Consider the following 13,296-nt stretch of genomic DNA (forward strand, 5'->3'; position numbering starts at 1 on the left):
TTCATCAAGAAGCAGGATCTAACATGTCTTCCATCGTCGATACACCTTTTTCAAACCTGCCACAGCCTGCATCGGGTTGGCAGCTCTTCAGTCATCTGGCTTCCGGTAAGCTCACGCCAGGACTGGCGTGGCAAAACCCCGCCTATCGACGTAAATTCATGCTACGTTCGCTGGCGACGCCTGTAAGTACCGCTCGCCTGTTGACGAGCCTTGCAAAACAGCCGAGCCTGATGCAAATGCTGCAGGTGCAGCCAGGACTGCCGTGCCGTCTGCATCGCCCCTGGCTGACGGTGAATATGGATCGCCAGCAGGCCCTTGAGTCCCTTAACTGGCACTATCAAACGATGAGCCGCCATATGCCGGCATCGCTGCTCTCGGGCTATCTGTCGAAAAAGGGCTTCACGCTGCTCACCTTAACCGGTAAAGATGAAGAGCAATTTACCGTCCGCCTGTGCGCCGATGCGTTTCTGGATAAAGAAGGGGAAGCCACCCTCGCCTTCTGCGACCACCAGAATACGGTGCTGGCCGAGATGACCTTCACCCTGTGCCAGTTTGAGGGAAAATCGACGCTGTTTATCGGCGGCCTGCAGGGCGCAAAAGCCCACGTTCCCCATGAGCTGATCCAGGGTGCGACGAAGGCCTGCCATGGTCTGTTCCCAAAACGTCTGCTGGTCGAAGCCGCCATGACCCTCGGCACCGCCTTCCCGGTAGAACAGATTGTCGCCGTCAGTAATGACACCCATATTTATCGCAGCTGGCGCTACCGCAAGAAAAAAGAGGGGAAACTGTTGGCCGATTACGACAGTTTCTGGATTTCCATCGGCGGCGAAAAGCAGGATAGCGGCAACTTCATGCTGCCACTCGTCATGCCGCGTAAACCGATGGAAGAGATTGCGAGCAAAAAACGCTCCGAATATCGCCGCCGCTACGCGCTGCTGGACAGCCTGATTCAGCAGGTGAACCAGGCGACTCAACGTTAATCCGCTCTCCCGCGTGCCAGCCACAGCACGCGGGAAAACATCTTCCGCAGCAGGGTCGGCACCGCCTCCACGCCCCGTCTCCCCGCTTCCGTCGCCACTTCAATGGCTAAATCCGGTTTTGAAGAACGATGAATAGCTTTGGCGATCACGCGCCGCATGTTCATCGGGACATCGACCGGCACCATGGCAATTCGGTGGAATACGTCGTCGAACCCCTGACGATACATAAAGTGCTCCATGTCCATCGCGGGCAGCATGGTTAAATGGTCGCGCTCTTCCTCGCGCTCGTTATTCAGCAGGCTGCGTACGGTCGAGGCATATTTTTTGCCCGCCTCATCACCGTCGACCAGAACGTGCCACTCGATCCCCATCCGGCGGGCAAATTTTATCAGCGGCTTGAGTCCCGACTGGGCGAATTCAATCACCTTAATGCCTTCCGCATCAAAATGGTGGCCGCACTGGCGCGCCAGTTCGTTGATGACCCAGGTTTCCGTCTCTCCTTCCACCAGCAGCCAGCAGCGGGCAAAGAGCGACGACGCGCGGTTAAAGCGAATATGAAACGCGATGCGCCGCCCGTCTTCCGCGTTCAATCCACCCGGACCTAACCGGTAGGCGGAGACGCGGGAAGATTCACGCACCAGACGACAGACGTGCTCGACCGGCGTCAGCGATAATAATTCGCCGGAATTGGTGGTCGTAACGCGCTGGAGCGGCAGCAGGTTCAGCAGATGCCATGCCACGGAGAGCATGATGGGATGCAGGCGCGTTTCCGGGTCTTCCACCAGCAGCAGCGGCCTGGCGTCCCGGTCAAGACGCACGGTGCCTTTGGCCTGCAGAAGCGTTGAAAACAGACCCAGTAAAATCACCCGATGGGTACGACCGCCGGGCCGGTCGATCATCCGGTTAATGATATCGAGGTAGCGCCAGCTGCGCTGTTCGTCATGAGAGCGGCGGCGCATGAGGCGGTGGCGCGACTCCGACGTTCCCTGCTCGGAAAAATAGTGCTCCAGCAGCTGTACCATTGCGGACAATCCCTGACGAATTTGACCGTCGGTCAGATTCTGCGGACGCGACACCAGCTCTCTCGCCAGAAAATCCAGCTCGCGGGCGGTGACTTCCACTTCCGGCATATTCGGTACGGTACCGTTACGGATACGCCGCATAAAACGCGCGTCGCGCAGGCGCAGCACAGGCGTCAGGCGGATCAGATGGCGGGCCAGATCGTCGATATTGTCCAGCGGGATCGGGCTGGCCTTCTCATCAAGAAAATCACGCAGGGTCAACACGCCCTCGTTTTCCGCCATCTCCCCTTCCAGCCGGTAGAATATCCGGTGGAAACCATCATCGCACGGCACCCAGCAGGGTGACAGCGGGCGGAAGCGACGCACCCGATGGCGCCCGGGTTCGGATTCGCGGAACGTCAGGATGATATGCAGGTGCTTCTCGCGCCCCGTCACGTCGCCGGGCGGGAACCAGAAATCGTCGCGAACGAAGTGATACAGATCGTCTTCGGGCGAAAGCAGTAACGTCAGCGCATCCAGCAGGCTGGACTTACCCCAGGCGTTCTCGCCGATCAGGACGTTGTTCTGTTCCAGCTGCAGCGACAGGCGGTTAATACCGCGAAACCCGACAATTTCCACACGTTCGAGAAGCATAAATCCCCCGCGCAATGTTCACTTTTTCCTTTAAGTTATCAGCAGTATAGCGGGAGGCGCCCTGTCACGACAGCACAACATTCACCCTGACGAGAATTGGTCTATGCTCTATTTACCGCTGATTTGAACAAGGATTGACATCACATTGCCTTAAATCAAATTAATCGAATTTATTTAAGTGGCGAAGGGGTGTTATTGGTTTCTAAAATACGGACTCTTTGAGTCGTCATCCCTTTATGGCGATATATCCCGCGCGCGGGAAAGCGTGCGGAAAATTATTTGAGGTGGTTATGTTTAGAAAATTGGCAGCAGAATGCTTTGGTACATTCTGGCTGGTATTTGGTGGCTGCGGTAGCGCCGTTCTGGCAGCAGCATTCCCGGAATTAGGTATCGGTTTTGTCGGCGTCGCGCTGGCATTTGGTTTAACCGTATTAACCATGGCCTTTGCCGTGGGGCATATTTCCGGCGGTCATTTTAACCCGGCAGTGACATTAGGTTTATGGGCCGGCGGTCGTTTTCCGGCGAAAGAGGTGATTGGCTATATTGTCGCTCAGGTGGTGGGCGGTATTATCGCAGCGGGCGTTCTGTACGTCATTGCCAGCGGTAAAGCTGGCTTCGACGCGGCGGCCAGCGGCTTCGCCTCTAACGGCTTCGGCGAGCATTCTCCGGGCGGTTATTCCATGCTGTCTGCCATCGTGATTGAAATTGTGCTGACCGCAGGTTTCCTGCTGGTGATCCACGGCGCAACCGACAAACACGCGCCAGCCGGTTTCGCACCGATCGCCATTGGTCTGGCACTGACGCTTATCCACCTGATCTCCATTCCGGTTACCAACACCTCCGTTAACCCGGCACGCAGCACCGCCGTCGCCATCTTCCAGGGCGGCTGGGCGCTTGAGCAGCTCTGGCTGTTCTGGGTGATGCCGATTATCGGCGGTATCCTGGGTGGCGTGCTGTACCGCACCCTGCTGGAAAAACGCGATTAATTGCGCGCGGTGTCGGGTGGCGCTAACGCTTACCCGACCTAGGTGAGTGTGCACTTGTAGGCCGGGTAAGGCGCAGCCGCCACCCGGCTTTTTTATTGCCGCTTTACTGAACAGTCTTTATTGGGTAGTGTCTCTGGCGCTCAACAGATACTCAAAAGGACCGGCTGTTCATGTTTTCAGGACTCCTCATTATTCTGCTGCCCCTGATTGCGGGCTATCTCATCCCGCTGCACAGAGAATCCGCATTACGGCTTATCAACCGTTTTCTCAGCTGGATTGTTTACGTCATTCTTTTCTTTATGGGGATCAGCCTGGCCTTCCTGGATAATCTGGCGACGAATCTGCTTTCCATCCTGCATTATTCTGTGGTCACCGTGGTGGTTATTTTGCTGTGTAATATCGCCGCATTATTCTGGCTTGAGCGCACCGTTCCGTGGAAAAACCATCATCATCAGGAAAAACTGCCTTCCCGAATTGCGATGGCGCTGGAATCATTAAAACTGTGCGGCGTCGTGGTGCTCGGTTTTCTTCTTGGGCTGACCGGCTGGGCATTTTTACAGCACGCGACAGAGGCCAGTGAATATACGCTAATTTTCCTGCTGTTCCTGATCGGTATCCAGCTGCGAAATAATGGCATGACGCTGAAGCAAATTGTTTTAAACCGTCGGGGAATGATGGTTGCGGTCATTGTGGTCGCCAGTTCCATGGTGGCGGGCGTCATTAACGCCTTTATTCTCGACCTGCCGCTGAAAACCGGTCTGGCGATGGCGTCAGGCTTTGGCTGGTATTCCCTCTCCGGTATCCTGCTGACCGAATCCTTTGGCCCGGTCATCGGCAGTGCCGCCTTCTTTAACGATCTGGCGCGCGAGCTGCTCGCCATTATGCTGATCCCGGGGCTGGTTCGCCGCAGCCGCTCTACCGCGCTGGGCCTGTGCGGCGCGACGTCGATGGACTTTACCCTGCCAGTATTGCAACGCTCTGGTGGACTGGAGATGGTGCCCGCCGCCATCGTTCACGGCTTTATTTTAAGCCTGCTGGTTCCGGTTCTGATGGCCGTCTTCTCGGCCTGATACCTCTTTGGCGGTAGGGTGCCTGCCGCCAAAATTGCGCTAAATCAATCTCCCTCTATTTTGTAGCAGAAAGCCCTTTTCTCCGTTCTGGCACAGGCATAACCTTAAACATGTATATCAAATATAACTTTAACAGGTGTGATTATGTTTTGTGTGCAATGTGAACAAACCATCCGTAACCCCGCAGGCAATGGCTGCTCTTACGCACAGGGTATGTGCGGCAAAACCGCAGAAACATCTGACCTGCAGGACCTGCTGATTGCCGCCCTGCAAGGCCTTTCCGCATGGGCGTTTAAAGCCCGCGAATATGGCATCATCGACCACTACGTCGACAGCTTCGCCCCGCGCGCCTTCTTCTCCACGCTGACCAACGTTAACTTCGACTCTCCGCGCATTGTTGGCTATGCCCGCGAAGCCATTGCCCTGCGTGAAGCGCTGAAGGCGCAGTGCCTGAAGGCGGATGCTAACGCCCGCGTGGAAAACCCGATGTCTGACCTTCAGCTGGTGAGCGACGATCTCGGCGATCTGCAGCGTCAGGCGGCCGAATTCACCCCAAATAAAGACAAAGCAGCGATTGGCGACAACATTCTCGGCCTGCGCCTGCTGTGCCTGTACGGCCTGAAAGGCGCTGCGGCCTATATGGAACACGCGCACGTGCTCGGTCAGTACGATAACGACATCTACGCCCAGTACCATAAAATCATGGCGTGGCTGGGCACCTGGCCTGCCGATATGAACGCGCTGCTGGAATGCTCAATGGAAATCGGCCAGATGAACTTCCGCGTGATGAGCATTCTGGACGCGGGTGAAACCGGCACCTACGGCCACCCGACGCCGACGCAGGTCAACGTCAAAGCGACCGAGGGCAAATGCATCCTGATCTCCGGTCATGACCTGAAAGATCTCTACAACCTGCTGAAGCAAACCGAAGGCACCGGCGTTAACGTCTATACCCACGGTGAAATGCTGCCAGCGCACGGCTATCCGGAGCTGCGTAAATTCAAGCACCTGATCGGTAACTACGGCAGCGGCTGGCAGAACCAGCAGGTGGAATTTGCCCGCTTCCCTGGTCCTATCGTGATGACCTCTAACTGCATCATCGACCCGACCGTGGGCGCGTATGACGACCGCATCTGGACCCGCAGCATCGTCGGTTGGCCGGGCGTGAGCCATCTTGAAGGTGACGATTTCGGACCGGTGATAGCGCAAGCGCAGCAGATGGCAGGCTTCCCGTACAGCGAGATCCCGCATCTGATCACCGTCGGCTTCGGTCGCGAAACCCTGCTCGGCGCCGCCGATTCGCTGATTGACCTCGTCAGCCGCGAAAAGCTGCGCCACATCTTCCTCGTCGGCGGCTGCGACGGCGCGCGCGGCGAGCGTAACTACTTCACCGATTTCGCCACCCGCGTGCCGGAAGACTGCCTGATCCTGACCCTGGCGTGCGGTAAATACCGTTTCAACAAGCTGGACTTCGGCAACATCGAAGGCCTGCCGCGCCTGATCGATGCGGGCCAGTGTAACGATGCATACTCGGCCATCATTCTGGCCGTTACCCTGGCGGAAAAACTGGGCTGCGGCGTGAACGATCTGCCGCTCTCGCTGGTGCTCTCCTGGTTTGAGCAGAAAGCGATTGTCATCCTGCTGACCCTGCTCTCTCTGGGCGTGACCAACATCGTGACCGGCCCGACAGCGCCAGGCTTCCTGACGCCGGACCTGCTGGCCGTGCTGAACGAGAAATTCGGCCTGCGTTCCGTGACCAACGTTGAAGACGATATGAAGCAACTGCTGAGCGCGTAAGGAGCTATTCATGACCATGCCAACCTCACACTGCCCGTGGCGGATGCAGGTGCATCACATCCATCAGGAGACGCCGGATGTGTGGACGCTGTCGCTGCTGTGCCACGACTACTATCCGTACCGAGCAGGTCAGTATGCGCTGGTTAGCGTTCGCCATTCGGCAGACACCCTGCGCGCCTACACCCTCTCCTCCACGCCGGGCGTCAGCGAATACATCACGCTCACCGTCCGCCGCATTGATGACGGCGCGGGCTCGCAGTGGCTGACCCGTGACGTGAAGCGCGGGGATTATATCTGGCTCTCCGACGCGCAGGGTGAATTCACCTGTGACGACAAAGCGGACGATAAATTCCTGCTGCTGGCGGCAGGCTGTGGCGTAACGCCGATTATGTCGATGCGCCGCTGGCTGGCAAAAAACCGCCCGCAGGCCGACGTGCAGGCGATCTTCAGCGTGCGCTCTCCGGACGATGTCATTTTTGCCGAGGAGTGGCGTGATTATCCGGTGACGCTGGTGGCTGAGCACAACGCGACGCACGGTTTTGTGCCCGGTCGCCTGAGCCGCGAGTTGCTGCAAAGCGTGCCGGATATCGCGAACCGCACCGTGATGACCTGCGGCCCGGCGCCGTACATGGCTATCGTGGAAGAAGAAGTGAAAGCGCTCGGCGTGACCCGTTTCTTCAAAGAGCAGTTCTTCACGCCGGTGGCGGAAGCGGCAACCAGCGGGATTCAGTTCACCAAACTGCAGCCTGCGCAGACCTTCTTTGGCCGCGTGGGCACGACGCTGCTGGAGGCGCTGGAAAGCAACAACGTGCCGGTGGCGGCGGCCTGCCGTGCCGGGGTGTGCGGCTGCTGTAAAACAAAGGTGGTTTCCGGGGAGTACACCGTCACCAGCACCATGACGCTGTCCGACGCGGAAATTGCCGAGGGTTACGTGCTGGCGTGCTCGTGCCATCCGCAGGGCGATCTGGTCCTCGCATAAACAATAAACGTTCGTTCGTAGGCCCGGTAAGCGTCAGCGCCACCGGGCTTTTTTGCCGGGTGGCACTGCGTTTACCCGGCCTACGTTGTGCCTACTGCCTGTTCGGCATTGGACCCTAACCACCGACGCTTACCCGGCTGAAGTGCTTTCTAAGCTGCCGTACGGCAGTGAACCCCTGCTGGTGGATGTCTACGCGCGTGAACACTTTCTAAGCTGCCTGTACGGCAGTGAACAAAAGATGGTTGATTCTAAGCTACAGCCATCATTTCTAAGCTGCCTGTACGGCAGTGAACCCCATACCTGCAGCAGCAAAACTTTAGCCTTGATTTCTAAGCTGCCTGTACGGCAGTGAACATTATTATTGGGTTCGTTCAGTAAACGCATACGTTTCTAAGCTGCCTGTACGGCAGTGAACCGCCGGTGGGCGTGGATCGATCCATCGTCTGATTTCTAAGCTGCCTGTACGGCAGTGAACAACCACTGAAAGCGCCGCTTTAACTGGTTTAGTTTCTAAGCTGCCTGTACGGCAGTGAACCCGCGCCTTTATCCATCTCGTTACCGGGATGATTTCTAAGCTGCCTGTACGGCAGTGAACTATATTACACGCTCCTTATGAGGGCGTATCCATTTCTAAGCTGCCTGTACGGCAGTGAACTTCTTATCTGGACTGCTTCACGACCGAGGTCGTTTCTAAGCTGCCTGTACGGCAGTGAACAGCCGTGGTGACTTTGTCGGTCGGAAAGTCTTTTTTCTAAGCTGCCTGTACGGCAGTGAACAAACCCGCTCAATGGCGGGCTTCGTGAAGATGTTTCTAAGCTGCCTGTACGGCAGTGAACTGGAACAATCTACACCTATCTTCTTGTGATATAAAGAAATCCCCCTAAAATTCTCCGTAAACCCTTTTTTCCCCACCAACAATTCACCGTTGTGAAATCAACAACTTAAAACTCACCAATAAAAAAGGGTCCGTAGACCCCTTCCCTCGGAACAGATTCCAACCCCTACCGCCACGCAGGTGCTTTCCCCAGCGCAAACCGCCCTGCCCCTAAAAACGCCACTGCCAGCGAGCCGATAAAGAAGTACACCAGGCTTTCAATCGCCCATGCGCCGACCTTGTCGAGCGCGAATGTCTCATCCAATCCCACCATCAGCCACGCCACGATCATCGTAAACGCCAGCACCAGCGCGGCCGGGCGCGTAAAGAGCCCGACAATAATCAGGATCGGCGCCACCACTTCGCCAATCAACACGCCGTAGGCAATAAACCCCGGCAGCCCTTTCTCCACCAGCATGCCGCTGATAAAGCCCACCCCGCCAAACAGCTTATGCAAACCGTGAAAGAGCATCAGCCCGCCGACGGCAAGTCGTAACAAGAGTTTGCCGAGATCGTCGCACGATAGCTTTTCATTAACAGCAATTAACAATGATTTAACCATTTGAAATGATTCCTGTTTTCACTGAGGTATCATCAGATTATGCCGAAGCGTTGCGCGTGAAAAGCACCTTTTAATTGGGGGGATGTGACGGGCAATACGGAGACTTTCTTCTAAGCTTGTAAGCGTTATCACAAAAAGGAGACGGACAACCATGAAACAAACCGTGGCTGCATATATAGCGAAAACGCTCGAACAGGCTGGCGTAAAACGTATCTGGGGCGTCACCGGCGATTCCCTCAACGGACTCAGCGACAGCCTCAACAAGATGAAGACCATCGAATGGATGCCGACCCGCCATGAAGAGGTTGCCGCGTTCGCCGCAGGTGCTGAAGCGCAGCTTACCGGTGAACTGGCCGTCTGCGCCGGATCCTGCGGGCCGGGTAACCTGCACCTGATCAACGGCCTTTTCGACTGCCACCGCAATCACGTGCCGGTGCTGGCGATTGCCGCCCATATCCCCTCTTCCGAAATCGGCAGCGGCTATTTTCAGGAGACGCATCCGCAGGAGCTGTTCCGTGAATGCAGCCACTATTGCGAACTGGTTTCATCCCCGGAGCAGATCCCGCAGGTTCTGGCGATCGCCATGCGCAAGGCCGTGCTGAATCGCGGCGTGTCCGTGGTCGTTATCCCGGGCGACGTGGCGCTCAAGGCCGCGCCGGAAGGAGCCAGCACCCACTGGTATCACGCGCCGCAGCCGGTGGTGACGCCAGCCGAGGAGGAGCTGAAAAAGCTGGCGCAGCTGCTGCGTTACGCCAGCAATATCGCCCTGATGTGCGGCAGCGGCTGTGCGGGCGCGCATAAAGAGCTGCTGGAATTTGCCGGAAAGCTGAAAGCCCCGATCGTCCACGCCCTGCGCGGCAAAGAGCACGTCGAATACGATAACCCCTACGATGTAGGCATGACCGGGCTGATCGGTTTTTCTTCCGGCTTCCACACCATGATGAACGCCGACACGCTGATCCTGCTCGGCACCCAGTTCCCGTACCGCGCGTTTTACCCGACGGATGCCAAAATCATTCAGATTGATATCAACCCGGCCAGCATCGGCGCGCACAGCAAGGTCGATATGGCGCTGGTGGGCGACATCAAATCCACCCTTGCCGCCCTGCTGCCGCTGCTGGAAGAGAAAACGGACCGCAAATTCCTCGATAAAGCGCTAAGCGACTATCGCGATGCCCGCAAGGGTCTGGACGATCTCGCCAAACCGAGCGACAAAGCCATTCACCCGCAGTATCTGGCGCAGCAGATCAGCCATTTCGCAGACGAAGACGCCATTTTCACCTGCGACGTAGGCACGCCAACCGTCTGGGCGGCACGCTACCTGAAAATGAACGGCAAACGCCGACTGCTCGGCTCGTTCAACCACGGCTCGATGGCTAACGCCATGCCTCAGGCGCTGGGCGCAAAAGCGACAGCGCCGGAGCGTCAGGTGGTAGCGATGTGCGGCGACGGCGGGTTCAGCATGCTGATGGGTGATTTCCTGTCGGTGGTGCAGATGAAGCTTCCGCTGAAAATCGTGGTCTTCAACAACAGCGTGCTGGGCTTCGTGGCGATGGAGATGAAGGCAGGCGGTTACCTGACGGACGGCACCGAGCTGCACGACACCAACTTTGCCCGCATCGCCGAGGCCTGCGGCATCACCGGCATCCGCGTGGAGAAGGCGTCCGAGGTGGATGAAGCCCTGCAGCGCGCCTTCTCCATCGACGGCCCGGTGCTGGTGGATGTGGTCGTCGCCAAAGAGGAGCTGGCGATCCCGCCGCAGATCAAGCTTGAGCAGGCCAAAGGCTTTAGCCTGTACATGCTGCGCGCGATCATCAGCGGGCGCGGTGACGAGGTGATCGAACTGGCAAAAACCAACTGGCTCAGGTAAAACATCTGGCATCGCCTTTTTAAATATAAGGACATGCCATGATTGATTTACGCAGTGATACCGTTACCCGCCCGAGTCGCGCCATGCTCGAAGAGATGATGGCCGCCCCGGTCGGGGACGACGTCTACGGCGATGACCCGACGGTCAACGAACTGCAGCGCTATGCCGCAGAGCTGAGCGGAAAAGAGGCCGCCCTGTTCCTGCCCACCGGCACGCAGGCCAACCTGGTGGCGCTGCTCAGCCACTGCGAGCGCGGTGAAGAGTATATCGTCGGCCAGGGCGCGCATAACTATCTCTACGAAGCGGGCGGTGCCGCGGTGCTCGGCAGCATTCAGCCGCAGCCGATCGACGCTGCGCCGGACGGCACCCTGCCCCTTGATAAAGTCGCGGCGAAAATCAAAGCCGATGATATTCATTTTGCCCGCACCCGTCTGCTCAGCCTCGAAAACACCCACAACGGCAAGGTCCTGCCGCGCGAATACCTGAAGGCGGCGTGGGAGTTTACCCGCGAGCACGGGCTCGGCCTGCACGTGGACGGCGCGCGCATCTTCAACGCCGTGGTGGCGTACGGCTGCGAGCTGAAAGAGATTACGCAATATTGCGACTCGTTCACCATCTGCCTCTCTAAAGGGCTGGGCACCCCAGTGGGTTCCCTTCTTGTCGGTAACGCGGACTACATCAAGCGTGCCAACCGCTGGCGCAAAATGACCGGCGGCGGCATGCGTCAGGCGGGTATTCTGGCGGCAGCCGGGCTGTATGCCCTGAAAAACAACGTGACGCGCCTGAAGGACGATCACGACAACGCCGCGTGGATGGCGGCGCAGCTGCGTGAAATTGGCGCCGACGTGATGCGCCACGACACCAACATGCTGTTCGTCCGCGTGGGCGATGACCACGCCGCTGCGCTTGGCGAGTTCATGAAAGCACGTGGCGTGCTGATCAACGCCTCACCTGTGGTGCGTCTGGTCATGCATCTCGACGTCAACCGCGAGCAGCTGGCCGACGTGGTAATACACTGGCAGGCGTTTTTACAGCGATAAGGAGCATCACGTGCCGCAACGCATTCTGGTGCTCGGCGCCAGCGGGTATATCGGTCAGCATCTCACCGCGGCGTTAAGCCAGCAGGGGCACCAGGTGCTGGCTGCGGCACGCAATACCGAACGCCTGCAAAAACTCGGTTTGCCGGGCGTTACCTGTCACAACGTTGACCTCAACTGGCCGAAGGCGCTTCCCGCGCTGCTGGAAGGGGTTGATACGCTTTACTACCTGGTGCACAGCATGGGCGAAGGCGGAGATTTTATCGCCCACGAGCGCCAGGTGGCGATGAACGTCCGCGATGCCCTGCTGCAAACCCCGGTGAAGCAGGTGATTTTTCTTAGTTCACTTCAGGCACCTGAACGCGAGCAGTCCGATCACCTGCGCGCCCGCCAGCTGACGGCGGACATCCTACGGGGAGCCAATATACCCGTCACCGAACTGCGCGCCGGGATCATCGTCGGCGCCGGTTCTGCCGCCTTCGAAGTGATGCGCGATATGGTCTACAACCTGCCGGTGCTCACGCCGCCGCGCTGGGTCCGTTCGCGCACCACGCCGATTGCGCTGGAGAATCTCCTGCATTATCTGGTGGCCCTGCTGGATCACCCGGCGGAGCAACACCGCGTGCTGGAAGCCGCTGGTCCTGAAGTATTGAGCTATCAGGCGCAGTTCGAGCACTTTATGCGCGTCAGCGGCCGCCGCCGCTGGCTGATCCCCATTCCCTTCCCGACGCGCTGGATTTCGGTGTGGTTTTTGAATGTCATCACCTCGGTGCCGCCGACGACCGCCAAAGCGCTGATTCAGGGGCTGAAGCACGATCTGCTGGCCGACGATCGCGCGCTGCGCGCCTTAATTCCTCAGGATCTGATCCGCTTTGACGATGCCGTGCACAATACGCTCAAGGAAGAAGAACAGCTGGTGAACTCCAGCGACTGGGGCTACGACGCCCAGGCCTTTGCCCGCTGGCGGCCAGAGTATGGTTATTACCCGAAACAGGCGGGCTGCACGGTGAAAACCTCCGCGAGCCTGGCCGCGCTCTGGGAGGTGGTGAACCAGATTGGCGGCAAAGAACGGTATTTCTTCGGTAATCTCCTCTGGCAAACGCGCGGGGCGATGGACCTGCTGGTGGGCCACCAGCTGGCGAAAGGCCGCCCGGCACGACCGTATCTTGAGGTGGGCGACGCGGTCGACAGCTGGAAGGTGATCATTGTCGAACCGGAAAAACAGCTGGCGCTGTTGTTCGGCATGAAAGCCCCGGGACTGGGCCGACTCTGCTTTACCCTGAAAGACAAAGGCGATCATCGTGAACTGGACGTGCGCGCCTGGTGGCATCCGCACGGAATGCCGGGTCTGTTCTACTGGCTGTTGATGATCCCTGCCCACCTGTTTATCTTCCGGGGAATGGCGAAACGCATTGCGCAACGGGCAGAACAAAAGACGGAAAAGATCTAAATAAAACTCTCTTTCTTTCACCTTTCCCATTGCATA

General features: G+C 57.9%; 10 protein-coding genes and 1 CRISPR repeat array. Of the genes, 8 read left to right on the forward strand and 2 right to left on the reverse strand.

Annotated features, from left to right (window positions below):
* Positions 1 to 23: 23 nt before the first annotated feature.
* Entirely contained in the window at positions 24 to 980 is a 957-nt protein-coding gene (locus tag HMPREF3143_RS16790; protein WP_021240892.1) for a VirK/YbjX family protein, read from the forward strand.
* Here HMPREF3143_RS16790 and HMPREF3143_RS16795 read toward each other — a convergent pair.
* Positions 977 to 2,635 carry an ATP-dependent endonuclease gene (locus tag HMPREF3143_RS16795; RefSeq protein WP_008499997.1) on the reverse strand — a complete coding sequence of 553 codons (1,659 nt, stop codon included), beginning with the start codon at positions 2,633 to 2,635 and terminating at the stop codon, positions 977 to 979. The genes HMPREF3143_RS16790 and HMPREF3143_RS16795 overlap by 4 nt on opposite strands.
* A gap of 290 nt (positions 2,636 to 2,925) precedes the next feature.
* Here HMPREF3143_RS16795 and aqpZ point away from each other — a divergent pair, with 290 nt between their 5' ends.
* The 4 genes from aqpZ (at position 2,926) to hcr (ending at position 7,467) form a co-directional block, all read left to right on the forward strand.
* Entirely contained in the window at positions 2,926 to 3,621 is a 696-nt protein-coding gene (gene aqpZ, locus HMPREF3143_RS16800) for an aquaporin Z (RefSeq protein WP_008499998.1), read from the forward strand.
* A 170-nt stretch (positions 3,622 to 3,791) separates the two neighbouring features.
* Positions 3,792 to 4,691 carry a LysO family transporter gene (locus HMPREF3143_RS16805; protein ID WP_008499999.1) on the forward strand — a complete coding sequence of 300 codons (900 nt, stop codon included), beginning with the start codon at positions 3,792 to 3,794 and terminating at the stop codon, positions 4,689 to 4,691.
* Between the two features lie 144 nt (positions 4,692 to 4,835).
* Complete coding sequence (gene hcp, locus HMPREF3143_RS16810; protein WP_070533759.1) at positions 4,836 to 6,488, forward strand: hydroxylamine reductase; 1,653 nt, start codon at positions 4,836 to 4,838, stop codon at positions 6,486 to 6,488.
* A 10-nt stretch (positions 6,489 to 6,498) separates the two neighbouring features.
* Positions 6,499 to 7,467 (forward strand): NADH oxidoreductase, encoded by a 969-nt coding sequence (hcr, locus tag HMPREF3143_RS16815; protein ID WP_045352067.1) that lies wholly within the window; start codon positions 6,499 to 6,501, stop codon positions 7,465 to 7,467.
* Positions 7,468 to 7,613: 146 nt separating this feature from the next.
* A CRISPR array of direct repeats spans positions 7,614 to 8,303; the repeat unit is 28 nt; unit sequence TTTCTAAGCTGCCTGTACGGCAGTGAAC.
* A 165-nt stretch (positions 8,304 to 8,468) separates the two neighbouring features.
* Here the strand turns inward: hcr and HMPREF3143_RS16820 are convergent.
* Entirely contained in the window at positions 8,469 to 8,903 is a 435-nt protein-coding gene (locus HMPREF3143_RS16820; protein WP_008500002.1) for a DoxX family protein, read from the reverse strand.
* Positions 8,904 to 9,054: 151 nt separating this feature from the next.
* Here HMPREF3143_RS16820 and poxB point away from each other — a divergent pair, with 151 nt between their 5' ends.
* Genes poxB through HMPREF3143_RS16835 form a run of 3 tightly spaced genes read left to right on the forward strand, consistent with a single transcriptional unit; the run spans position 9,055 to position 13,260 of the window.
* The gene (gene poxB / locus HMPREF3143_RS16825; RefSeq protein ID WP_025912921.1) at positions 9,055 to 10,773 is read left to right on the forward strand and encodes a ubiquinone-dependent pyruvate dehydrogenase; all 1,719 of its coding nucleotides are present in this window, start codon (positions 9,055 to 9,057) and stop codon (positions 10,771 to 10,773) included.
* Positions 10,774 to 10,811: 38 nt separating this feature from the next.
* Complete coding sequence (gene ltaE, locus HMPREF3143_RS16830) at positions 10,812 to 11,813, forward strand: low-specificity L-threonine aldolase (RefSeq protein WP_070533760.1); 1,002 nt, start codon at positions 10,812 to 10,814, stop codon at positions 11,811 to 11,813.
* 10 nt (positions 11,814 to 11,823) lie between these two features.
* Positions 11,824 to 13,260 (forward strand): SDR family oxidoreductase, encoded by a 1,437-nt coding sequence (locus tag HMPREF3143_RS16835; RefSeq protein ID WP_070533763.1) that lies wholly within the window; start codon positions 11,824 to 11,826, stop codon positions 13,258 to 13,260.
* The last annotated feature ends 36 nt before the right edge of the window (positions 13,261 to 13,296 follow it).

Source organism: Enterobacter sp. HMSC16D10 (genome assembly GCF_001807145.1).
Lineage (GTDB): Bacteria > Pseudomonadota > Gammaproteobacteria > Enterobacterales > Enterobacteriaceae > Enterobacter > Enterobacter roggenkampii.

Excerpts from the sequence above, each read along its gene's own strand:
- HMPREF3143_RS16790 (WP_021240892.1), top strand. The coding sequence starts at position 24 with ATGTCTTCCATCGTCGATACACCTTTTTCAAACCTGCCACAGCCTGCA.
- ltaE (WP_070533760.1), top strand. The coding sequence starts at position 10,812 with ATGATTGATTTACGCAGTGATACCGTTACCCGCCCGAGTCGCGCCATG.
- hcp (WP_070533759.1), top strand. The coding sequence starts at position 4,836 with ATGTTTTGTGTGCAATGTGAACAAACCATCCGTAACCCCGCAGGCAAT.
- hcr (WP_045352067.1), top strand. The coding sequence starts at position 6,499 with ATGACCATGCCAACCTCACACTGCCCGTGGCGGATGCAGGTGCATCAC.
- HMPREF3143_RS16805 (WP_008499999.1), top strand. The coding sequence starts at position 3,792 with ATGTTTTCAGGACTCCTCATTATTCTGCTGCCCCTGATTGCGGGCTAT.
- aqpZ (WP_008499998.1), top strand. The coding sequence starts at position 2,926 with ATGTTTAGAAAATTGGCAGCAGAATGCTTTGGTACATTCTGGCTGGTA.
- HMPREF3143_RS16795 (WP_008499997.1), bottom strand. The coding sequence starts at position 2,635 with ATGCTTCTCGAACGTGTGGAAATTGTCGGGTTTCGCGGTATTAACCGC.
- poxB (WP_025912921.1), top strand. The coding sequence starts at position 9,055 with ATGAAACAAACCGTGGCTGCATATATAGCGAAAACGCTCGAACAGGCT.
- HMPREF3143_RS16820 (WP_008500002.1), bottom strand. The coding sequence starts at position 8,903 with ATGGTTAAATCATTGTTAATTGCTGTTAATGAAAAGCTATCGTGCGAC.